The organism is Streptomyces seoulensis (assembly GCF_022846655.1).
Lineage (GTDB): Bacteria > Actinomycetota > Actinomycetes > Streptomycetales > Streptomycetaceae > Streptomyces.
The window spans coordinates 764854-786752 of the sequence record NZ_AP025667.1 but is presented as its reverse complement, the minus strand read 5'-3'; the positions used below and the strand labels follow the sequence as shown (position 1 = coordinate 786752).

At 68.6% G+C, this 21899-nt stretch carries 23 protein-coding genes and 2 rRNA genes; 19 read left to right on the top strand and 6 right to left on the bottom strand.

Annotation, left to right across the window (positions count from 1 at the left end; genetic code table 11):
- Nucleotides 1-307 precede the first annotated feature (307 nt).
- Together HEK131_RS03715 and HEK131_RS30255 are read right to left on the bottom strand one after the other, a co-directional pair.
- Nucleotides 308-943, bottom strand: coding sequence for a hypothetical protein (locus tag HEK131_RS03715; protein WP_244333653.1), 636 nt, complete (start codon nt 941-943; stop codon nt 308-310).
- Nucleotides 936-1157 (bottom strand): type II toxin-antitoxin system HicA family toxin, encoded by a 222-nt coding sequence (locus tag HEK131_RS30255; RefSeq protein ID WP_393913811.1) that lies wholly within the window; start codon nt 1155-1157, stop codon nt 936-938. Before HEK131_RS30255 ends, HEK131_RS03715 begins: the two co-directional genes overlap by 8 nt.
- Before the next feature lie 700 nt (nt 1158-1857).
- On the opposite strand from HEK131_RS30255, the gene HEK131_RS03710 reads away from it, so the two are divergent.
- Nucleotides 1858-2427 (top strand): nuclease-related domain-containing protein, encoded by a 570-nt coding sequence (locus HEK131_RS03710; RefSeq protein ID WP_244333652.1) that lies wholly within the window; start codon nt 1858-1860, stop codon nt 2425-2427.
- On the opposite strand, the gene HEK131_RS03705 is transcribed toward HEK131_RS03710, so the two are convergent.
- Nucleotides 2428-3186 (bottom strand): GntR family transcriptional regulator, encoded by a 759-nt coding sequence (locus HEK131_RS03705; protein WP_244333651.1) that lies wholly within the window; start codon nt 3184-3186, stop codon nt 2428-2430.
- A gap of 190 nt (nt 3187-3376) precedes the next feature.
- Between HEK131_RS03705 and HEK131_RS03700 the strand changes: the two genes are divergently transcribed.
- The 13 genes from HEK131_RS03700 to HEK131_RS03640 all read left to right on the top strand — a co-directional run bounded on the left by HEK131_RS03700 (nt 3377) and on the right by HEK131_RS03640 (nt 11335).
- The gene (locus tag HEK131_RS03700) at nt 3377-3706 is read left to right on the top strand and encodes a hypothetical protein (protein ID WP_161201205.1); all 330 of its coding nucleotides are present in this window, start codon (nt 3377-3379) and stop codon (nt 3704-3706) included.
- A 2-nt stretch (nt 3707-3708) separates the two neighbouring features.
- Complete coding sequence (locus tag HEK131_RS03695; RefSeq protein ID WP_244333650.1) at nt 3709-5049, top strand: FtsK/SpoIIIE domain-containing protein; 1341 nt, start codon at nt 3709-3711, stop codon at nt 5047-5049.
- 11 nt (nt 5050-5060) lie between these two features.
- On the top strand, nt 5061-5237 hold the full coding sequence (locus HEK131_RS03690; protein WP_244333649.1) for a hypothetical protein: 177 nt from the start codon (nt 5061-5063) through the stop codon (nt 5235-5237).
- A 5-nt stretch (nt 5238-5242) separates the two neighbouring features.
- The gene (locus HEK131_RS03685; protein WP_244333648.1) at nt 5243-5920 is read left to right on the top strand and encodes a DUF2637 domain-containing protein; all 678 of its coding nucleotides are present in this window, start codon (nt 5243-5245) and stop codon (nt 5918-5920) included.
- A 20-nt stretch (nt 5921-5940) separates the two neighbouring features.
- Entirely contained in the window at nt 5941-6129 is a 189-nt protein-coding gene (locus HEK131_RS03680; RefSeq protein ID WP_244333647.1) for a mobile element transfer protein, read from the top strand.
- Nucleotides 6130-6145: 16 nt separating this feature from the next.
- The gene (locus HEK131_RS03675) at nt 6146-6457 is read left to right on the top strand and encodes a SpdD protein (RefSeq protein ID WP_244333646.1); all 312 of its coding nucleotides are present in this window, start codon (nt 6146-6148) and stop codon (nt 6455-6457) included.
- A 5-nt stretch (nt 6458-6462) separates the two neighbouring features.
- Entirely contained in the window at nt 6463-7011 is a 549-nt protein-coding gene (locus HEK131_RS03670) for a GGDEF domain-containing protein (RefSeq protein ID WP_244333645.1), read from the top strand.
- A 90-nt stretch (nt 7012-7101) separates the two neighbouring features.
- Entirely contained in the window at nt 7102-7284 is a 183-nt protein-coding gene (locus tag HEK131_RS03665; protein WP_244333644.1) for a hypothetical protein, read from the top strand.
- Nucleotides 7285-7289: 5 nt separating this feature from the next.
- Complete coding sequence (locus tag HEK131_RS03660) at nt 7290-7460, top strand: hypothetical protein (protein WP_244333643.1); 171 nt, start codon at nt 7290-7292, stop codon at nt 7458-7460.
- Nucleotides 7457-8554, top strand: a complete 1098-nt coding sequence (locus HEK131_RS03655) for a DNA cytosine methyltransferase (RefSeq protein ID WP_244333642.1) — start codon at nt 7457-7459, stop codon at nt 8552-8554. The genes HEK131_RS03660 and HEK131_RS03655 overlap by 4 nt, the downstream gene beginning before the upstream one ends.
- Entirely contained in the window at nt 8551-9942 is a 1392-nt protein-coding gene (gene repSA / locus HEK131_RS03650; RefSeq protein WP_244333641.1) for a replication initiator protein RepSA, read from the top strand. The genes HEK131_RS03655 and repSA overlap by 4 nt, the downstream gene beginning before the upstream one ends.
- Nucleotides 9939-10127, top strand: coding sequence for a helix-turn-helix domain-containing protein (locus HEK131_RS03645; protein ID WP_030811113.1), 189 nt, complete (start codon nt 9939-9941; stop codon nt 10125-10127). Before repSA ends, HEK131_RS03645 begins: the two co-directional genes overlap by 4 nt.
- Complete coding sequence (locus HEK131_RS03640) at nt 10127-11335, top strand: tyrosine-type recombinase/integrase (RefSeq protein WP_244333640.1); 1209 nt, start codon at nt 10127-10129, stop codon at nt 11333-11335. The genes HEK131_RS03645 and HEK131_RS03640 overlap by 1 nt, the downstream gene beginning before the upstream one ends.
- A 234-nt stretch (nt 11336-11569) precedes the next feature.
- Here the strand turns inward: HEK131_RS03640 and mtnA are convergent, their stop codons facing one another.
- Nucleotides 11570-12715: an S-methyl-5-thioribose-1-phosphate isomerase gene (mtnA, locus tag HEK131_RS03635; protein ID WP_244333639.1), complete on the bottom strand. Its 1146-nt coding sequence runs from the start codon at nt 12713-12715 to the stop codon at nt 11570-11572.
- A gap of 140 nt (nt 12716-12855) precedes the next feature.
- Here mtnA and HEK131_RS03630 point away from each other — a divergent pair, with 140 nt between their 5' ends.
- The 5 genes from HEK131_RS03630 to HEK131_RS03610 are packed head-to-tail and all read left to right on the top strand — an operon-like array spanning nt 12856 to nt 18400.
- Nucleotides 12856-14202, top strand: a complete 1347-nt coding sequence (locus tag HEK131_RS03630) for a DUF7544 domain-containing protein (RefSeq protein WP_244333638.1) — start codon at nt 12856-12858, stop codon at nt 14200-14202.
- 4 nt (nt 14203-14206) lie between these two features.
- On the top strand, nt 14207-14929 hold the full coding sequence (locus tag HEK131_RS03625) for a DUF4129 domain-containing protein (RefSeq protein ID WP_244333637.1): 723 nt from the start codon (nt 14207-14209) through the stop codon (nt 14927-14929).
- Nucleotides 14926-16101 carry a DUF4350 domain-containing protein gene (locus HEK131_RS03620; RefSeq protein WP_244333636.1) on the top strand — a complete coding sequence of 392 codons (1176 nt, stop codon included), beginning with the start codon at nt 14926-14928 and terminating at the stop codon, nt 16099-16101. The genes HEK131_RS03625 and HEK131_RS03620 overlap by 4 nt, the downstream gene beginning before the upstream one ends.
- Nucleotides 16098-17090 carry an AAA family ATPase gene (locus HEK131_RS03615; protein WP_244333635.1) on the top strand — a complete coding sequence of 331 codons (993 nt, stop codon included), beginning with the start codon at nt 16098-16100 and terminating at the stop codon, nt 17088-17090. Before HEK131_RS03620 ends, HEK131_RS03615 begins: the two co-directional genes overlap by 4 nt.
- Nucleotides 17090-18400: a DUF58 domain-containing protein gene (locus HEK131_RS03610; RefSeq protein ID WP_244333634.1), complete on the top strand. Its 1311-nt coding sequence runs from the start codon at nt 17090-17092 to the stop codon at nt 18398-18400. The genes HEK131_RS03615 and HEK131_RS03610 overlap by 1 nt, the downstream gene beginning before the upstream one ends.
- 100 nt (nt 18401-18500) lie before the next feature.
- Here HEK131_RS03610 and rrf read toward each other — a convergent pair.
- Both rrf and HEK131_RS03600 read right to left on the bottom strand, forming a co-directional pair.
- Nucleotides 18501-18617: ribosomal RNA gene (rrf, locus tag HEK131_RS03605) — 5S ribosomal RNA — on the bottom strand.
- An 89-nt stretch (nt 18618-18706) separates the two neighbouring features.
- A 23S ribosomal RNA gene (locus HEK131_RS03600) occupies nt 18707-21828 on the bottom strand.
- Between the last annotated feature and the right edge of the window lie 71 nt (nt 21829-21899).

The window sequence follows — 21899 nt, the reverse complement described above, 5'->3', positions numbered from 1 at the left end:
GCACGTCACTGGCCTGTGACGATAGTCGTACCGAGCGGTCACTGTCTGCCCCTGTCCGTGGACGTTGATGTCAGGGGCGGATGTCAGCACTGTGCAGGCTGGCTGCTGGCTGCTGGCTGCTGGCTGCTGGCTGCTGGCTGCTGGCTGCTGGCTGCTGGCTGCTGGCTGCTGGCTGCTGCAACGAGGACACCGTCAGCAGGCGCTGCCACTGCCGCTCAGTCCTGGACCTTCAAGCGCGGCGCAGGAGAGGCCACAACACACGTACGGCCCGACGCAAGGTCGGACCGTACTAATGGTTCGGGGTGACTCAGCAGGTCACGAGGAGAGCGTCGTCCGAAACGCGCCCAGCATCGACCGCCATGATCAGATCACCGAGTGTGGAGTCTGGCGTCAGCCCTGATTCGCTGAGTGAGTGCCACTCGTCGTCCGGCTCATCACCCTCGCAACCATGAGCGATGGGCATTTCGCGGATCAACTTCCCACCGAGCATGTCATCCGCCAGGCTCGTGATGATCGAGGCAACCTCACCAGTGACAAGCTGGTCAGACAGCCAACGGAGAGTGTCACCAGGAACCGCGCAGATGAAGAGTCGCTCACCTGTAGAGATGCTAGGACCGGACATGATCCTCGTCCGTTGAGCAGGATCGTTGAGTACGCCAGCTAGGCGCATTGCTGCCTCAATGCGATCAAACTCAACCTCGTCATTCGCGATCCGAATGAAGCACGCGTGTTCACCACCAGGGTCGACGGCGTACTTCTGACGGTGGACGATCACCTTGGCGCCCTCAGGGACTCCCCCGAAGGCCAAGATGTCGTCAAGGTCATCGCGCAGTTCCTTGTACGACTCTCGCCCGCCAGCCAGCTCCGGGAGCTGTGGACTCGTGACACCCCATCCGTACTGACCGTAGTCAGTCAGCAAGACGTGAACGACTTCGTCAGCCATTACCAACCGCCTTCCTGGCCTCTTGCAGCGACAAGCCTGCCTGCTGCATCAATACGTTCCGGACCTCGATAGGTGCAAGTTCTCTCTTGTGGAACGCCCAGCGGATTCGCGGCCGACTCTCCGCCTCCAGCCAAGTGTGACTCCCCTTGCCACTATCTGGCACCTCCCGGTAACCAAGCCTCTCCAAGATCTTCAGCAGCTTGCCTGCTGGCATGGCCGGGAAGCCCGGTACTGGACTCAACGAGACCTCCGCTTCGAGGTGAGCCTCTACACACTACCCATCCGGACTGATCACTACATAGCAATAGCTGAGGAGCCCTGTGATCTCAGCCTCAACCAGCCAACTAGCATCACCCACCCGGCTCCCGTCCCGTACGCCGTCGACCCACACACCGTGGAGTGGGCGTGGTTCATGGCGTCCAGGTGGAGCGCGCCACCGTACGAACGACCTGGACGCCATGGGCCGCGTCTGCTCGGCTCTGCCTGGGTCGATGGCGTACGGGACGGGAGCACCCCACGCACACCACTACGGACCCGCGGGCGGCATCGGTGCCCCCTCCCCCCGGTGCCGGCCGATCCCCCCGCCGGAGGCATCGCCTTGACCGTGACCCGCCCTATGCGGTGATCGACTCATGACCTCCGGCCCCTTCACGCGTGGGCGCGCGTCGGCGCAGCGCGGGCAGAGCGGGCCGAAGGCAGGAGCGCCGCCCGCAGCGGAGCCGGGAGCGCGCCCGGCGGAGCGGAGCGCAGCCGGGGCTTGATGAGGTAGAGAAACCTGTAACAACTCGTGGCTGGTCCCGGTCTGGGCAGGGGTGCCGCCTCCGTGGTCGCCTGGTGGTCAGGGCAGGCACGCGCAAGGGGGCAGGGGGCAGTCGTTGCCGGATGACTTGGCACGGAACCGGCCGGGCGATGCGGTGCGCCGCAAGATCCGGGAGCTACAGCCAAACCCCGTACTGAGACTGATCGACCGATGGCGACCCCACACGGACGTCTATAGCTGGGCTTCCGGTCTCAGGGGCGAGCAGCTCACCGCCAGACGGCTCCGGAGGCTTCGTAGCCACGGCTGGCTCACCTTACACGCCGTTCAGTGGGCCACTGGGACGGACATCGACCACATAGCCATCGGTCCCGCCGGCGTCTTCGCCATCAACTCCAAGCGGCACCCGGGCAAGACCCTCTGGTACGGAGACCGAGCAATCACCGTGAACGGCGCCCCCACCCGCCACATCGCCGCCAGCCAGTCCGAGGCCCGCAGAGTCTCCCGCGCCCTGTCCACACCCTGTGGATTCGAGGTGTCCGTACGCCCCGTGATCTCCGTCGTGGACGCGGCAAAGCTGACCGTCAAGAGCGCCAACCCGCCGGTCCTCGTCTTGGAGGTCGAGCACCTAGACCGGGTTCTGTCTGGGCTGACACCGACGCTCTCGACCGATCAGGTGGCCCACATCTACGCGGTGGCAAGGCAAGCGCGCACCTGGTCCGGCTGATCACGCGTCGAAGTCGTACTCCAAGATGTACGAAGCGGCGTCGAGAGTCATCTCGTTGATCTCGACGGGGCGCCCCTCATCCGCGAACGCGGTGCGGCAAATCAGGATGGCCGGCGTGCCCGAGGACATGCTCAGCCGGGATGTCTCGTCCTTCGACGGCATGCGGGAGCGGACCTCCTCGCGGAAGTGCACCGGCTTGTATCCGAGTTCGGCAAGCCTGGCGTAGGTGCCGCCCGGCCCCGTGTCTTCCTGGGTGATCGCGGAACCGGCGACCAGCGACATGGGCAGGTAGCTCGTTGCGAGCAGGACGGGCTTGCCATCGAGGACGAAGCGCCGGCGCCTGACGCACACCCGCTCGTCATCACCGAGGTCTAGAACGGCGCTGACGTGATCCGGCGCGACCTCTTCGCACACTGTGACCTGATCGACTTCAAGGGCACGGTTCTCAGTGTCGGCGGACCAGATCGACCGGCCGCTGCCCCACTGCTTCTGGGACAACCGCTGGATGCCTCGACGCCGAAGCGGCCTGAAGTCCCGGACGAAGACGCCGGCACCCTTGCGGGCCTCGACCGCACCCTCGTCACGGAGCACGCTCAGCGCTTGTCGTGCGGTCATGCGGGCCACGCCGTGCGCGGCCATCAGCTCGTTCTCTCCCGGAAGCCGATCACCCGGACCGTACTCGCCCGACTGGATCGCCTCGCGCAGGGAGTCCGCGATCCGCTGGTACTTGGGCCGACGATCGTCGTCGGTGTTCGCCATTCGGGAGTCCTCCTCTCTTCTCTAGACAGCCTAGGCCATGGCTAGGTCACCCGCTCTGTGCGTGTGACCGCGATCCGGCTTCACCAACATCTCTATACATCCTCCTTGACATCTCTAGACAGGCGCCCTCATGCTGAAGATGTCTAGAGAGGCCGCATCGGGCGGCTTCCAAGAGCGAGGGATGGGCCCTATGCCGTCGTTCAAGATCGACCTTTCGACCGCCGTGGTGTTCGTGGCGACCGCGCCGGAGCCCAAGATGGTCAACAAGAAGACCGGGGAGCGGGCCGTGGACCGGGAGACCGGCGCGGACATGTCGACCGTGGGCCTGCTGGTCTCGGACGAGGGTGAGGGCAACCTCTACCAGGTGACCGTCCCGGAAACCGGCTGCCCGGAGGGTCTGGCGCCGGGTACCCCGGTCCGGGTCGTGGGGCTGAAGGCGCGGGACTGGGAGAACGAGTTCAACGGCCAGAAGCGGCACGGCATCTCGTTCCGCGCCGTGGCGATCACCCCGGCGGTCTGACCATGACCGACCTGTCCACGGTCCTGGAGACCACGGGAGCATTAGCGGGGGCCGGCGGTCTCGGCTACGCGAAGGTGTACGCCCCGCGCGTGTACTGGTCGCTGGTCGGGCTGCCGGTCACCTGGGGCCGGTTCTCCTTCACCTACCGCTCCACGATGGACGTGTGCGGGCTGACGGTTCAGCCGTCCCGCCTGCGGGCCTTCCTGGCGCGGAACATCGCCCACACCGAAGTTCAGCCGGTCCCGCCGAAGGTCCGCCACGTCCGGGGCACCTCCACCGGCCTCCGCGTCACCCTCCGCCTCCCCGCCGGCCTGGAACCGGCCGACCTGGTGGCCGCCTCGGAGCGGCTACGCCACGCCTGGGGTGTGCACTCGGTGACCGTCGCGGAGACCAAGCCGGGCCACGTCGAACTCCGGATGACCGGCTACGACGTGCTCCGCCGGGTCCGGATGCCGCGCCGGGCCCGCCCCGAGGGACTGACCGTGCCGGTGGCGCTGCGGGAGGACGGGACCGCGTTCCTGCGGGACTATCGCCAGATCCCGATGGCGCTCACCCTGGGCGCGAACAACTCCGGGAAGTCGGTCTATCAGCGCAACCTGATCAAGGGTCTGGCCAAGCTGCCGGTGGCCCTGGTCGGGATCGACTGCAAGCGCGGGGTGGAGCACTCCGCCTACGCGGCTCGGCTGTCCGCGCTGGCGACCACCCCGGACGACTCCGCCTCCCTGCTGGATGTGCTGGTGGCGGAGATGGAATCCCGGTTCGACCTGCTGAGCCTGCACGGCGTCTCGGACATGTGGGACCTGCCCGCCGGCCTACGCCCCGTCCCGGTCATCGTCCTGGTGGACGAGGTGGCAGAGCTGTTCCTGATCTCCTCCAAGAAGGACGAGGAACGCCGAGAGCGGATCGTCACCGCCCTGATCCGGTTGGCCCAGATGGCGCGTGCCGTCGGGATCTATCTGGAGGTGTGCGGGCAGCGCTTCGGCTCCGAACTCGGACGCGGCGCGACCATGCTCCGTGCCCAGCTCACCGGGCGGGTGGTGCATCGGGTCAACGACAAGCAGACCGCCGAAATGGGTCTGGCGGACGTGGCCCCGGACGCCGTGATGGCCGCCTCCTTCATCCCCGCCGAACGCCCCGGCACCGCCGTGGCCGCCGACTCCTCCGGGGGCTGGACGAAGATCCGCACCCCTCACACCACCCGTATCGAAGCGGCTGCCGTGTGCCGGGAGTTCGCGCACCTCGTGCCCGACTTCCCCAGCCTCGACCCCTACCGGCCCCACGTCCCCGCGAGCGTCCCGCTTCCGGGTCCGTCGCTGGTCAAGCCGTTCCCGGTCACGGACTAGGAGGGGCAGTCATGGCCACGCGCAAGAAGACCCCGCCGAAGCCGACCGCCTGCCCGGACTGCTCCGGCAACGGGGACATCACCGAGACCGTTCGCGTCGGCGCCCGCAAGGGCCGCGCCACCGAGGACCGACAGGCCGCCTTGTGCCTGACCTGCCTAGGCACCGGCGAAGCACCGGACGGGGAGTGATCGCCGTGAACCGCACTCTCCGTCGCCCCGACGCCGTTCTCGTTCAGGCTGTGATCGCTGGGGCTCTGTCCTTCGCTCACCTGCATGATCTGGCCGCCGCTGCCGGTCAGTCGGGCTGGAAGGCATGGGCCTACCCGATCTCTGTCGACCTGCTGCTCGTCGCCGCGTGGCGTCGACTGCGGATCGGTCGGGACGGGGCCTCGTGGACCTGGTTCACGATCGCGCTCGCCGCCTCCCTCGGCGCGAACATCGCCACCGCCGGACTCCTCGACCTCGATCACGTGCCCGCCTGGCTCCGCATCCTGGTCGCCGGGTGGCCCGCCCTCGCCTTCCTCGGCGGCACCCTCCTCGTCCACACCCCCACCCCGGCGGCTGCCCCCGAGGACACCTGCACTGAGCCCGAACCGGCGGCGCCAGAAGTCGAGTTGCACCGCACCGACACCCCGCCGGTTCCGGCCCCCGCGTCCGCTCCTGCCGAGCTGGCCCCCGCGCCGGTCAAGCCACCGACGCCGCCCGCTCCGGTTCCCACGGTCCCGGCGGCCCTGGTCGACCACGCCCGCACCATCGCGGACGCGCACCGCAAGACCACAGGTGAGCCGATCACCGCTGAAGCGCTCGCCGCCCGGCTCGGTCTGCCCGGACCGACCTGCCAGGCCATCGCCGCACAGCTCGAACTCGCCTGACCCGGAAGGGAGGTTGTCCCGTGAGCACCTATCGCCGGTTCCGTGACGTGCGCCGCTTCGGCCCTGTCACCGTCGCCACCTACCACGACGGCCGTGGCCGCACCCGGCACACCGCCGCCTGCTCCGCCCCCGGCTGCGGCTTCTCCACCGACTACGCCGACCGCTCCGCCGCCGAACTCGCCGCCCGCACCCACCGCTGCAACCCCTGACAGGAGGACAGATCTGATGCTCACCCCCAAGTACCCGCCCACCGACACCGCCCCCACCGTGCCCGCCCCGGCACCCGCCGCGTCCTCGACCGTGCCGGCCACCACCAGCCCGGCCCCGGTCGCCCCGGTCCCGGCGTCGAACCGGCCGACCATCCAGCTCACCCCCGGCAGCGCCCTCGCCCTCGTCGGCGGCGGCACCGCCGTGGTCCTCATCGTCGGCACCGTCCTGGTCTCCATGCTCTTGGCGGTCGCCATCACCGGCGTCTCCGTCGCCATCTGCGCCGTGGTCCTGCGCTCCCTGCTCAACGACTCCCGCAAGGGCCGGTGAGCGGCATGGACCTCGTTCCCGTCGCCGCCGCGTTACCGGCGCTGGGCTGGGCCGTGCACGGCAGCGTCCTCACCCACCGCTTGGTCGGCGCCCGCCGCGACCCGCTGACCGGCCTGCACACCCGCGCCGGATGGACCGCCCGCGCCGAACGCCTCCTCGCCAAGCACCCCAACGCCCTCGTGGTCCTGGTCGACCTGGACGACTTCAAAGCCATCAACGACCAGCACGGCCACCCCGCCGGGGACGCGGTACTCGCCGCGACCGCCCGCCGACTGAACGACTGGGTTGGACGCCACGGCATCGCCGGACGCATCGGCGGAGACGAGTTCGTTGCCATCGTCACCGAGCCCGCCCACACCACCGGCTTCAACGCCCTGCGGACCGCGCTGGACCGCCCCGTCCACCACAACGGCGAGGTGCTGCCGGTCTCCGCCTCGGTCGGACGCTCCCGCCGCGCGGACCTCCCGGTCCCCACCCTCACCGACGCACTCTCCGCCGCCGACACCGCGATGTACGCGGCCAAGGGCCACAGCAGGCGCAACACCCAGCACTGACCAACCCCCGGAGCGGCCTCTACCGCCAAGTATCCGCCGCTCCGGGGGCCCACATCCCAGATCCAAAGGACCCGGAAGGGAAGCACCATCATGCCCCAGCACTCCCCTGCCCCGCGCCTGTGCCGCGACTGCGACGGCCACGCCTCGGCCATGGTCACCACCGGCACCCGGAAGTCGGACGGCACCCGCACCCTGATCCGTGTCGACTGCCCCACCTGCCAGGGCACCGGCCACCGCACCCCCGCCGCCGCCTTCGCCCGCGCCGGGAAGTGACCGCCGTGGCCCTCCTCGACTGGCGCTCCCCGGAGCACTTCGACCACAGCGGCGACAAGCCCTGCGTCCTCTGCACCAAGCCGACCCCGCTGCGCTCCGACCGGGGCAAGCCCGTCCACAAGGTGTGCGCCGAACAGTGGACCGACACCCACACTGACCGGGAGGGCGACAAGTGACCGCACACACCGCCCACCCCGTCCTGGACCTCTTCGCCGGCCCCGGCGGCTGGTCGGAGGGACTGCGCGCCCTCGGCCTGCGGGATGTCGGGATCGAGATCGACCCGGCCGCCTGTGCTACCCGCGCCGCCGCCGAACACACCACGGTCCGCGCCGATGTCGCCGCCCTTCCCACCACATCGTTCCGCGGGAAGGTGTCCGGCCTGATCGCCTCCCCACCCTGCCAGTCCTTCAGCGCCGCCGGCCGCCGCGCTGGCCGCGACGACATGGACCTGTGCCACCAGGGCCTCGACGACCTCGCCCGCAGGAACGACACGCGCACCGCGCTGCGCGCCGCCTGCGCCGACCCGCGCTCCCTCCTCGTCGTCGAACCGCTGCGCTACACCCTCGACCTGCGCCCCGAGTGGATCGCCCTGGAACAGGTCCCGGCCGTAGCTGACCTGTTCGCCCACGTGGCGGTCATCCTGCGCGGCATCGGCTACTCGGTGTGGAGCGGGGTGCTGAACGCGGCGGACTTCGGCGTCCCGCAGACCCGCCGCCGCGCCATCCTCCTTGCCTCCCGCCACCAGCCGGTCACCCCGCCCGACTCAACCCACGCCCAAGAGCCCGGACCCGACACCCTCTTCGGCCCCGCCCTGCTGCCCTGGGTCACGATGGCCGACGCACTGGGCTGGGGCGCCACCAACCGGCCCACACCCACCGTCACCGCAGGCGGAGGCAAGAGCGGCGGCGCCGAACCCTTCCCCAGCCAGGCCCGCAAAGCCCTGATCGCCGCCCAGCGGCAAGGGACCTGGGTGCTGCGCCACAGCAACCGCAGCAACGCCACCGTCCGCCGGACCGACGAACCCGCCGCCACCCTCCACTTCGGCAACGCCAGCAATTACGTGGCCTGGCAGACCGGCCAGCACCCGGACGCCGAATCGGTGCGCATCACGGTGGCCGAGGCTGCCGCATTGCAGACCTTCCCCACCGGCTACCCCTTCCAAGGCACCAAGACCAAGCAGTTCGAGCAGATCGGCAACGCCGTACCGCCCCTCCTCGCCACCACCGTGCTCCGCCCCCTGCTCCCGGCCGCCCTGGAGGTGGCCGCGTGACTGACGCCGCCACCGTGGCGGGCCTGGACCCGGCCACCCTCACCGACGTGCTGAGGCTGGCCGGGCACCCCGGCTTCGACCGCATCCAAGACCAGATCCGCCGCACCGGCGGCTGCACCGACCCCATCCGGCTCACTGGAACAACCGTCACCCGCGACACCGCCACCGGGCACGTCCTGCACCACTACTCCACCGACACCGAACCCGGCGGCGTCCTCCGCCTCGCCTGCGGCAACCGGCGCGCCTCACGCTGCCCGGCCTGCGCCTGGACCTACGCCGGCGACACCTACCACCTCATCCGCGCCGGCCTCGTCGGCGACCCCGACAAGGGCACCCCGCACACCATCAGGGATCACCCGCGCGTGTTCGCCACCCTCACCGCCCCCTCGTTCGGCCCGGTCCACAACCGGCCCGGCACCCGGCCCTGCCGCTGCGGAACCCGGCATGGTGAGGACGCACCCGAGCTGGGCACCCCGCTCGACCCCGACAGCTACGACTATGCGGGGGCGGTGCTCTGGAACAACCACGCCTCCGACTTGTGGCGCTACTTCACGATCTACCTGCGCCGCGAGATCGCCCGCATGGCTGGCCTCACGCAGAAGGCTGCGAAGGAGGCGTCTCGGGTCTCGTTCGGGAAGGTCGCGGAGTACCAGAAGCGCGGCGCCGTGCACTTCCATGCCGTGATCCGCTTCGACGGACCGGACGGCCCCGACACCCCGCCCCCGCCGTGGGCGACCGGTGACCTCCTCGACGCCGCGATCAAAGCCGCCGCCGCCCGCGTCGCGGTCGACGTGGACTCGGCTGGGGACCAGCCGGCTCGGACCTTGCGGTGGGGTGAGCAGATCGATGTGCGTCCGATCCGCGCGTTCGGGGACGGTGCTGAGATCACCGAACAGGCCGTGGCCTCCTACGTCGCCAAGTACGCCACCAAAGCCGCCGAGACCACCGGAACAGTGGATCGCCGGATCGGTAACAAGGAGGCTCTGGTCCTGCTCGACGTGCCCGACCACCCGGCCCGGCTCATCGCCGCATGCCTGGACCTCCACCCGCTCTACCCCGACCGGAAGTTACGGGACTGGGCGCACATGCTCGGCTTCCGCGGCCACTTCTCCACCAAGTCCCGCAGCTACTCCACCACCCTCGGCGCCCTCCGCCAGGTCCGCGCCGACTACCGCGCCGCACAGCAACGCGCCGCCCTCGGCCTCCCCGACCCCCATGACGAAGAGGCCACCACGCTCACGCTCGCGCACTGGACCTACGCCGGCCACGGCCACACCCCCGGGGAATCCTGGCTCGCCGCCAACATCCGCCGCGAGATCGCCCAGAGCCGCGAGACCGCCCGCCAGGAACTACCCGCCCTGCTCGACCTGGAAGGAGCCGCCGCGTGACCACCGCCCCTGTCGAACTGCTCACCGTGCCTGAGGTGATGGCGCGGCTGAAGCTCGGCCGCAGCAAGGTCTACGACCTGATCCGCTCCAAGCGGTTGGTGTCGTTCACCGAGGGCCGGTGCCGGCGCATCCCGGAGAGCGCACTGCGGGACTACGTGCAGAACCGGCTTGAGGAGGCGTCCTGATGGCCCGGCGCCGTAAGCGCAACCCGAACGGCGCGGGCACGGTCACCCTGCGGGCTGATGGCCGCTATCAGGCTGCCGTGTACGTGCCGCAGCCGGACGGGACGGTGAAGCGGAAGTTCGCCTATGGCCGGTCGTTCGAGGAGTGCGACCGGAAGCGCCGTGAGCTGATCGACCGGGCCAACGGCGGCATCCCGACGCCGACGCGGGACATGACGTTGGGTCAGTGGTTCGACTACTGGCTGGAGGTCGTCGTCAAGCCGAACCTGGCGCCGAGCAGCTATGACGCCTACGCGTCTCCCGTGCGCCTGCACCTTCGTCCTCGGCTGGGCTCGAAGGTGATGGTCAAGCTGGGCGTCAAAGAGCTGCGTGGGGTCATGCAGCGCCTCGTGGACGACCAAGGAGCCAAGACCGCCAAGCGTGCTCTGCGGGTGCTCTCAGCGGCGCTCACGGCCGCCATGGTGGAGGACATCGGCGTCACGAGGAATGTGGCCAAGCTGGTCCATGTCCGGGCGAGCACCGACAGCGGCAAGAGCTGGGACGCCGTGACGGTGCTGCGGTTCCTGGCGGCTGCTCGTCGGCTGACGCCCTACTACCCGGCGTTCCTGCTGCTGTGTCTCCTGGGCCTGCGTCGCGCCGAGGTGTGCGGCATCCGCTGGGAGAACATCGACCTTGAGAACCGGGTCATCTGGGTCGAGCAGCAGCGGCAGCGCACCAGTGCCGGGACCATCGACGCCGAGCTGAAGACCGAGACATCCAAGGCTCCTCTTCCGCTGCCGGCGCAGTGCATCGCGCCGTTGCGGTGGACCCGGATGCGCACGGCCATGCTGCGTGAACGAGCCGAGCGACTCGGCCGCGTCTGGTTCGACGATCCCGAGGGGCACGTGTTCGTCACCCGCACGGGGCGCCCGCTCCAGACCGCGCACCTGTACATCGTCATGCAGCGGATCATCCGAAACGAGGGGCTGGGCAAGATGAACCCCAAGGGGCTGCGGAAGTCGTGCGGCACCCTGCTGGTCCACCTCCGGGTGCACCCCCGGATCGTGAAGGCCATCCTGCGGCACAGCCGGATCGCCACCACGATGGACATCTACGCTGAGGCTCTCGACCCTGACGTGATCGAGGCCGTGGGACAGCTCGACCGCCTGCTGCGGCAGCCGGCTCGCCTCCGTGAGCTGGAGGCGTCCCACCCCGCTCCACCCGGCGACTGATGTCGCATTTGGATGTCACGGCCCTTCGTCCCGCGCTTCCGCGCAGGTCGGGGGGCCGTTGCCGTTGATCAGGGCAAGAGCATCCCATTCTCATAACGACGACAGAGCCGCAGGTGAGGCACGTCACTGGCCTGTGACGATAGTCGTACCGACCGGTCACTGTCTGCCCCTGTCACGGAGTGGGACGACTGCCGGGGCCGACCGGACGGGTGGCCCCGGCAGGGGGTACGGGTATCAGCCGGGGGCCGGCGCGGTCCGGTCCGTCGCGCACAGGGCCGCCAGCGCCTCCGGAGTCACCGGTGAGACCGTGCCCGCCTCGGTGACGATCGCCGTCACCAGCTCGGGCGGCGTCACGTCGAACGCCGGGTTGTACGCCTGCGTCCCCAGCGGGGCCAGCGGCACCCCGCCGCCACCGCCCGCCACCGAAGCATGGGGTGTGACGATCTCCGTCACCTCGAAGCCCGGACGCTGCTCCACCTCGATGGACGCTCCGTCCGGGGTGGCCGGGTCCACGGTGGTCACCGGCGCCACCACGATGAACGGCACATGGTGGTAGCGCGCCAGCACCGCCAGCGGATAGCTGCCCACCTTGTTGGCCACGGACCCGTCGGCCGCGATCCGGTCGGCACCGACCAGCACCGCGTCCACCTCCCCGGCCGCGAACAGCGAACCGGCCGCGCTGTCCGTGAGCAGCGTGTACGCCATCCCGCTGCGCGCCGCCTCGTACGCCGTCAGCCGCGCCCCCTGGAGCAGCGGGCGCGTCTCGTCCACCCAGAGCCGCCGCAGCCGGCCCGTCCGGTGCGCGGCCAGCGCCACCGCGAACGCCGTCCCCTCCCCGCCCGACACCAGCGAACCGGTGTTGCAGTGGGTCAGGACCCGGTGTCCGCCGCCCGGCATCAGCTCGTCCAGCAGCGCCAGACCGTGCGCGGCCATCCGCGCGCTCGCCTCCGCGTCCTCCTGGTGCAGCGCCCGCGCGGCCGCGAGCGCCGCCGTCGCCGCCGCCGTGGGGTCGCCGGTCGCCGCCAGCGCCTCGCGGTGCGCGGCCAGGGCCCGGCGCACACCGACGGACAGGTTCACCGCGGTCGGCCGGGCGCCCTCGAGCGCCTCGGCGGCCTCGTCCACGTCGAAGCCGCGCGCGGCCGCCAGGGCGACGCCGTACGCGCCCGCGATACCGAGTACCGGAGCTCCGCGCACCGAGAGCGAAGCGATCGCCTCCACCAGCGCGGAAGCGTCCGTGCACACCAGCTCGACCTCCTCGGAGGGAAGCCTCGTCTGGTCGAGAAGGATGAGTACGGGCCCTTCGGGTGGTTCCTCCCATCGGATCACCGGTATCTCGGTCGGCCGCTTGTCCTCGCCAGGTCGCGCCTGCTGATCAGCCATGCGGTGAGTCTGCCCCGTATCCGGCGGAGAATTGATGGAGTACGGCGCCCAGCACGCCAGGTCACACCGTGACCCGGCCATGGCACGATGGCTGCCAACCTGCCGCCGCGACCGCGGACGGGCACCGTGAAGGAGCTTCGATGAGTGACACGCCGGGCTGGACCTCGCCCGGATCGGACCCGTCGTCCGAGGAACGGAAGACCGGCGCGGCCGGCGCCGCCGAGCCCACACCCTCCGACACGCCTCCGCCCGCGGCCGAGCCCGCCGAGCCGACCGCGCAGCCGGACGACGCCCCGCGGAACCCGGACGCCAAGTGGGCCGAGGGTCAGCCACCGCCCGGACAGTGGTCGGCGCCCACCGGCGCGCCCGCTCCGGACCAGACGCCTCCCCCGCCACCCGGCGCGGGCTGGGGCGGCCGGCCCCCCGCCGGTTCCGGCGGCTGGGGCGGACCCGGCCCCGCGGCCTGGGGCAACGGCTGGGGCGGACCCCCGCCCGCCGCGAAGCCCGGCGTGATCCCGCTGCGCCCGCTCAGCATCGGCGAGATACTCGACGGCGCCATCTCCACCATGCGTGCCTACTGGCGCACCGTCCTCGGTATCTCGCTGACGGTGTCGGTGTTCGTCCAGCTCAGCCTGCTCCTTCTCCAGGGCGTCATCCTGAAGGACACGACCAGCAAGCTCAGCGACCCCGACGTCTCCTCGGGCGAGGCGCTGCGCTCCCTGGGCTCGATCGCGGCCGGTACGGCGCTCGTCGGCCTGGTCTCCGTGATCGGCACCATCGTGGCCACCGCGCTGCTGACCACCGTGACCAGCCGCGCCGTCCTCGGCAAGCAGGTCGGCATCGGCGAGGCGTGGCGCGAATCCCGAGGTCAGCTCCTCAAGCTGCTCGGCCTGCTCATGCTGCTCGGCCTCATCACCGTCGTCGTCCTGGCGGTGGGCATGGTCCCCGGACTCGTCCTGGGGGCCGTCTCGGGGTTCGACGCACCTGCGGTCGTCCTGCTCGTCCTGGGCATCCTGGCGGCCGTCGTCGTCGTGATCTGGCTGACCATCCGCTTCTCCCTCGCCTCGCCCGCGCTGATGCTGGAGCGGCAGGGCGTGCTGAAGTCGATGAGCCGCTCGGCCAAGCTGGTCCAGGGCTCCTGGTGGCGGGTCCTCGGCGTCCAGTTCCTCGCCGGGATCATCGCCAACATCGTCTCCTGGATGACGGTGATCCCCTTCACGATCATCGCGTTCGCCGTGGACGGCGAGAACATGACCTCCCTGCTCGGCACCGGCGGCCAGCCGGCCGGCTGGTCGTTCCTGCTCATCACCGCCGTCGGCTCGGTGATCGGCGGCACGCTCACCCTGCCGATCAAGGCCGGTGTCACCGTGCTCCTCTACATCGACCAGCGGATCCGCCGCGAGGCCCTCGACCTCGAACTGGCCCGCGCCGCGGGCGTCCAGGGCTCCGCCCCCGGCACCACGCCCGGCCCGGTGCCGGGGAGCTGATGCGGTGAGCATGACGGGGGGAGTTCTCACGGCGGCGTCGGCCCTGTCCGGCGCCGCCGCGTCGGCACTCGGCAGTTCCGCTGACGAGCCGCCCGTGACCGTCCCGCGTGACCCCGCACGCGAGGCGGCGCGCCGCGAACTGGCCAAGCGGATGTACCACGAGAACGACCCCGGCCTGCTCCAGCGTGCCCTCAACGCCTTCTGGGAATGGCTCGGCAGGCTCCTCGCCAAGGCCGCCTCCGCGACACCGGGCGGCTCGCTCGGCCTCCTCGTCGTGGTCCTGTGCGTCATCGCCGTCCTGGCCGCCCTGTGGTGGCGGCTGGGTACCCTACGCCGCAGCCCCGCCTCGGCCGTCCCGCTGTTCGACGAGCGTCCGCGCACCGCCGCCGAACACCGGGCCTCGGCCGAGGCGCACGCCGCGCAGGGCCACTGGAACCAGGCGGTCCAGGAACGCATGCGGACCATCGTCCGGTCGCTGGAGGAACGGGCCCTGCTCGACGTCCGCCCCGGCCGGACCGCCGACGAAGCCGCCGCCGAGGCGGGCCGCGCCCTCCCTGGACACGCGGACGGACTGCGCGCCGCCGCCCGCCACTTCGACGACATCACATACGGCGGCCGCACCGCCGACCAGCGGACGTACCAGCGCATCGCCCGACTCGACAGCGACCTCGAACGCGCCCGCCCCGCCCTGGCGAACAGCGCCGCCCATGACGAGGCGACCGGATGACCACCTCCTCCGCGCTCACCACCCGTCAGATGTGGACCCGCTCCCGAGGCATCGCCCTGGCCGTCGTCCTGCTGCTGATCGGGGCCGTCGCCATCGCCGTGGTCCGCTCCCGGACCGAGCACGGTGACCTGGACCCCCGCTCCGCCGACCCCCGCGGCAGCCGCGCCGTCGCCGAACTCCTCGCCGACCGGGGGGTCACCACCCGCGTGGTCACCACACTCGACGCGGCACGCTCGGCCACCGGCCCGGACACCACCCTCCTGGTTGCCGTACCCGACCTGCTGACCCACCGCCAGCAAACCCGGCTCGCCTCGGACACGGCATCCTCCGGCGGTCGCACCGTGCTCGTCGCCCCGAGCCGCTGGTCCGTCGGACGCCTCGCTCCCGGCGTCAGCGCGAGCCCCGCCACCGCCGACGCCACGCTCGACCCCGACTGCTCGCTCCCCGAGGCACGGCGGGCGGGCAGCGCCGAGACCGGGGGCATCCGCTACACCGCCACCGCCCGCGACGCCGAGTCCTGCTACCCCAGCGAGCGACGCGCCACTCTGCTCCGCGTCCCGGCCTCTTCGGGCACCGGCGACACCGTCGTCCTGGGCGCGCCCGACATCCTCCTCAACAACCGTCTCGACAAGCAGGGCAACGCCTCGCTCGCCCTGCAACTCCTCGGCTCCCGCCCTCATCTGGTCTGGTACCTCCCCTCGCTCGCCGACTCCTCCGCCACCGGCACCGACGGCCGCAAAAGCCTCCTCGACCTGCTCCCCTCGGGCTGGCTCTGGGGCACCCTGCAACTGTTCGTCGCGGCGCTCGTCACCGCCTTCTGGCGCGGGCGCCGGTTCGGTCCGCTCGTGGCCGAGAGGCTGCCCGTCGCCATCCGCGCCTCCGAGACGACCGAAGGCCGCGCCCGCCTCTACCGCAAGGCCGACGCCCGCGACCGCGCCTCCGCAGCACTGCGCGCCACGACCCGCACCCGCCTGGCCCCGCTCGCCGGCATCCCCGCGTCCCAGGCCCACACCCCGGAAGCCCTGCTCCCGGCCCTGTCCGCCCGCCTCCCCGACCACGGCGAACAGGCCCTGTACTCCCTCCTCTTCGGAGCGCCGCCCCGCGACGACGCGGCCCTCATCGCACTCACCGACCGACTCGACGCCCTCGAAAGAGAGGTACGCCGTTCATGACGGACCCGACCACTGACAGCGCCGGGAACACCGAGGACGCGGACGCCGCCCGTGCCTCCCTGGAGACCCTGCGCACGGAGATCGCCAAAGCCGTGGTCGGCCAGGACCCCGCCGTGACGGGCCTCGTCGTCGCCCTGCTGTGCCGAGGGCACGTCCTCCTCGAGGGTGTCCCCGGAGTCGCCAAGACCCTCCTGGTCCGCGCGCTGGCATCGGCACTCGAACTCGACACCAAGCGGGTCCAGTTCACGCCCGACCTCATGCCGAGCGACGTCACCGGCTCCCTCGTCTACGACACCCGCACCGCCGAGTTCTCCTTCCAGCCCGGCCCTGTCTTCACCAACCTCCTCCTCGCGGACGAGATCAACCGCACCCCGCCCAAGACCCAGTCCTCCCTCCTCGAAGCGATGGAGGAGCGACAGGTCACGGTCGACGGCACCCCACGCCTCCTCCCCGAACCGTTCCTGGTCGCGGCCACCCAGAACCCGGTCGAGTACGAGGGCACCTACCCTCTCCCCGAGGCCCAACTGGACCGCTTCCTGCTCAAGCTGACGATCCCGCTGCCCTCCCGCGAGGACGAGATCGACGTCCTCACCCGCCACGCGTCGGGCTTCGACCCTCGCGACCTGCGCGCGGCGGGCCTGCGCCCCGTCGCCGGCCCGGCCGACCTGGAGGCCGCACGTGCCGCCGTGGCCAGGACGACCGTCTCCCCCGAGATCACGGCCTACGTCGTGGACATCTGCCGAGCCACCCGTCACTCCCCCTCGCTCACCCTGGGCGTCTCCCCCCGAGGTGCCACCGCCCTGCTCAGCGCCGCCCGCGCCTGGGCCTGGCTGACGGGCCGTGACTACGTCACCCCTGACGACGTGAAGGCCCTGGCCCTGCCCGCCCTGCGGCACCGGGTCCAACTGCGCCCGGAGGCGGAGATGGAGGGTGTGACCGCCGACTCGGTCATCAACTCTGTCCTGGCCCAGGTCCCGGTACCCCGCTGATGCCGCTCACCGGACGCGCCGCCCTCATCGCGGCCCTCGGCTCCCTCCCCGTCGGCCTGCTGGAGCCCAACTGGACGGGCATCCTCGCGGTCGACGGCTCCCTGGCACTGGCATGCGCCTGTGACTTCGCGCTCGCGGCGCCCGTACGACGTCTTGTCCTCTCTCGCTCCGGCGACACCTCCACTCGTCTCGGCGAAACCGCCGACATCACCTTGACCGTCACCAACCCGTCCCGCCGTTTGCTGCGGGCACGACTGCGGGACGCCTGGCCGCCCAGCAGTTGGGAACCGGGTACCGAGATCGAGGGCTCCCGGCACCGCTTGACCGTCCCACCTGGCGAACGCCGCCGCGTCATCACGCGGTTGAGCCCCACCCGCCGTGGCGACCGTCAGGCCGACCGGGTCACGATCCGCTCCTACGGCCCCCTCGGCCTGTTCTCCCGTCAGGGCACTCACCGAGTTCCCTGGACACTACGGGTTCTGCCCCCTTTCGCCAGCCGAAAGCATCTTCCGTCCAAACTCGCACGTTTGCGTGAATTGGACGGTAGGACCAGCGTCCTGACGCGGGGTGAGGGGACCGAGTTCGACAGCCTGCGTGAGTACGTCCCCGGCGACGACACCCGTTCCATCGACTGGCGAGCGACCGCCCGGCAGTCCACGGTCGCCGTACGCACCTGGCGTCCGGAACGCGACCGGCGCATCCTGCTGGTGCTCGACACCGGCCGCACCTCGGCCGGCCGGGTGGACGACGTGCCCCGTCTGGATGCCGCGATGGACGCGGCACTCCTGCTGGCGGCCCTCGCCTCCCGCGCCGGCGACCGCGTGGACCTCCTCGCCTACGACCGTCAGGTACGCGCCCTGGTCCAGGGAAAGTCCGCCGGCCAGCTCCTGCCCTCTCTGGTCAACGCGATGGCCAGGCTGGAGCCGGAACTCGTCGAGACCGACGCCCACGGCCTCACAGCAGCCGCTCTGCGTACGGCACCGCGCCGCTCGCTGATCGTGCTCCTCACGTCGCTGGACGCGGCACCGGTGGAGGAGGGTCTGCTGCCGGTACTCCCGCAGCTCACCCAACGCCACACCGTGCTCGTGGCCTCAGTGGCGGACCCGCACATCGCACGCATGGCTCAGGGCAGAGGGAACGTCGACGCGGTCTACGAAGCCGCGGCGGCGGCCCATGCCCAGCACGAGCGGGAACGCACCGCCGAGCAGCTCCGTCGCCATGGCGTGACGGTCGTGGACGCGACACCGGAGGAACTGGCTCCCGCATTGGCGGACGCGTATCTGGCGCTGAAGTCAGCCGGACGCCTCTGACGCAGATATTCGTCCAGCCCTGTCCTCGGAATCGGAAGGAAAAGGTCCGGAACGCAGAAAACCCCCGCACCAAATGGTGCGGGGGTTTCCCATAAAATTTGTTCGGCGGCGTCCTACTCTCCCACAGGGTCCCCCCTGCAGTACCATCGGCGCTGTGAGGCTTAGCTTCCGGGTTCGGAATGTAACCGGGCGTTTCCCTCACGCTATGACCACCGAAACACTATGAAACTGTTTCAGCCAAAACCCATGTGTGGCACATGGATGCTGTTCGTGGTTTCAGAACCAACACAGTGGACGCGAGCAACTGAGGACAAGCCCTCGGCCTATTAGTACCAGTCAACTTCACCCGTTACCAGGCTTCCATATCTGGCCTATCAACCCAGTCGTCTACTGGGAGCCTTACCCTCTCAAGGAGGTGGGAATACTCATCTCGAAGCAGGCTTCCCGCTTAGATGCTTTCAGCGGTTATCCCTCCCGAACGTAGCCAACCAGCCATGCCCTTGGCAGGACAACTGGCACACCAGAGGTTCGTCCGTCCCGGTCCTCTCGTACTAGGGACAGCCCTTCTCAATATTCCTACGCGCACAGCGGATAGGGACCGAACTGTCTCACGACGTTCTAAACCCAGCTCGCGTACCGCTTTAATGGGCGAACAGCCCAACCCTTGGGACCGACTCCAGCCCCAGGATGCGACGAGCCGACATCGAGGTGCCAAACCATCCCGTCGATATGGACTCTTGGGGAAGATCAGCCTGTTATCCCCGGGGTACCTTTTATCCGTTGAGCGACGGCGCTTCCACAAGCCACCGCCGGATCACTAGTCCCGACTTTCGTCCCTGCTCGACCCGTCGGTCTCACAGTCAAGCTCCCTTGTGCACTTACACTCAACACCTGATTGCCAACCAGGCTGAGGGAACCTTTGGGCGCCTCCGTTACTCTTTAGGAGGCAACCGCCCCAGTTAAACTACCCATCAGACACTGTCCCTGATCCGGATCACGGACCCAGGTTAGACATCCAGCACGACCAGACTGGTATTTCAACGACGACTCCCCCTGAACTGGCGTCCAGAGTTCACAGTCTCCCAGCTATCCTACACAAGCCGAACCGAACACCAATATCAAACTGTAGTAAAGGTCCCGGGGTCTTTCCGTCCTGCTGCGCGAAACGAGCATCTTTACTCGTAGTGCAATTTCACCGGGCCTATGGTTGAGACAGTCGAGAAGTCGTTACGCCATTCGTGCAGGTCGGAACTTACCCGACAAGGAATTTCGCTACCTTAGGATGGTTATAGTTACCACCGCCGTTTACTGGCGCTTAAGTTCTCAGCTTCGCCCTGTCGAAACAGAGCTAACCGGTCCCCTTAACGTTCCAGCACCGGGCAGGCGTCAGTCCGTATACATCGCCTTACGGCTTCGCACGGACCTGTGTTTTTAGTAAACAGTCGCTTCTCGCTGGTCTCTGCGGCCACCCCCAGCTCACCGAGTAAATCGGATCACCAGTGATGGCCCCCCTTCTCCCGAAGTTACGGGGGCATTTTGCCGAGTTCCTTAACCATAGTTCACCCGAACGCCTCGGTATTCTCTACCTGACCACCTGAGTCGGTTTAGGGTACGGGCCGCCATGAAACTCGCTAGAGGCTTTTCTCGACAGCATAGGATCATCCACTTCACCACAATCGGCTCGGCATCAGGTCTCACCCTTAATGAGTGGCGGATTTGCCTACCACTCGGGCTACACCCTTACCCCAGGACTACCATCGCCTGGGCTGGACTACCTTCCTGCGTCACCCCATCACTCACCTACTAACCGCTTGGGCCGGCGGCTCCACCACTTTCCTTTCCCCGAAGGGTCCGGAACGGCTTCACGGCCTTAGCATCACGATGCTCGATGTTTGACGCTTCACAGCGGGTACCGGAATATCAACCGGTTATCCATCGACTACGCCTGTCGGCCTCGCCTTAGGTCCCGACTTACCCTGGGCAGATCAGCTTGACCCAGGAACCCTTAGTCAATCGGCGCACACGTTTCTCACGTGTGTATCGCTACTCATGCCTGCATTCTCACTCGTGAACCGTCCACAACTCGCTTCCGCGGCTGCTTCACCCGGCACACGACGCTCCCCTACCCATCACAGCACCCGTTGGGGCTTATTGCTGCAATGACACGACTTCGGCGGTACGCTTGAGCCCCGCTACATTGTCGGCGCGGAATCACTAGACCAGTGAGCTATTACGCACTCTTTCAAGGGTGGCTGCTTCTAAGCCAACCTCCTGGTTGTCTCTGCGACTCCACATCCTTTCCCACTTAGCGTACGCTTAGGGGCCTTAGTCGATGCTCTGGGCTGTTTCCCTCTCGACCATGGAGCTTATCCCCCACAGTCTCACTGCCGTGCTCTCACTTACCGGCATTCGGAGTTTGGCTAAGGTCAGTAACCCGGTAGGGCCCATCGCCTATCCAGTGCTCTACCTCCGGCAAGAAACACACGACGCTGCACCTAAATGCATTTCGGGGAGAACCAGCTATCACGGAGTTTGATTGGCCTTTCACCCCTAACCACAGGTCATCCCCCAGGTTTTCAACCCTGGTGGGTTCGGTCCTCCACGAAGTCTTACCTCCGCTTCAACCTGCCCATGGCTAGATCACTCCGCTTCGGGTCTTGAGCGTGCTACTGAATCGCCCTATTCGGACTCGCTTTCGCTACGGCTTCCCCACACGGGTTAACCTCGCAACACACCGCAAACTCGCAGGCTCATTCTTCAAAAGGCACGCAGTCACGAGATATGTGCAAGCACATATCCGACGCTCCCACGGCTTGTAGGCACACGGTTTCAGGTACTATTTCACTCCGCTCCCGCGGTACTTTTCACCATTCCCTCACGGTACTATCCGCTATCGGTCACCAGGGAATATTTAGGCTTAGCGGGTGGTCCCGCCAGATTCACACGGGATTTCTCGGGCCCCGTGCTACTTGGGTGTCTCTCAAACGAGCCGCTGATGTTTCGACTACGGGGGTCTTACCCTCTACGCCGGACCTTTCGCATGTCCTTCGCCTACATCAACGGTTTCTGACTCGTCCTGTCGCCGGCAGACGACAGAAGAGAGATCCCACAACCCCGTACACGCAACCCCTGCCGGGTCTCACACGTATACGGTTTGGCCTCATCCGGTTTCGCTCGCCACTACTCCCGGAATCACGGTTGTTTTCTCTTCCTGAGGGTACTGAGATGTTTCACTTCCCCTCGTTCCCTCCACACTGCCTATGTGTTCAGCAGCGGGTGACAGCCCATGACGACTGCCGGGTTTCCCCATTCGGAAACCCCCGGATCAAAGCCTGGTTGACGGCTCCCCGGGGACTATCGTGGCCTCCCACGTCCTTCATCGGTTCCTGGTGCCAAGGCATCCACCGTGCGCCCTTAAAAACTTGGCCACAGATGCTCGCGTCCACTGTGCAGTTCTCAAACAACGACCAGCCACCCATCACCCCACCAGACGAACTGG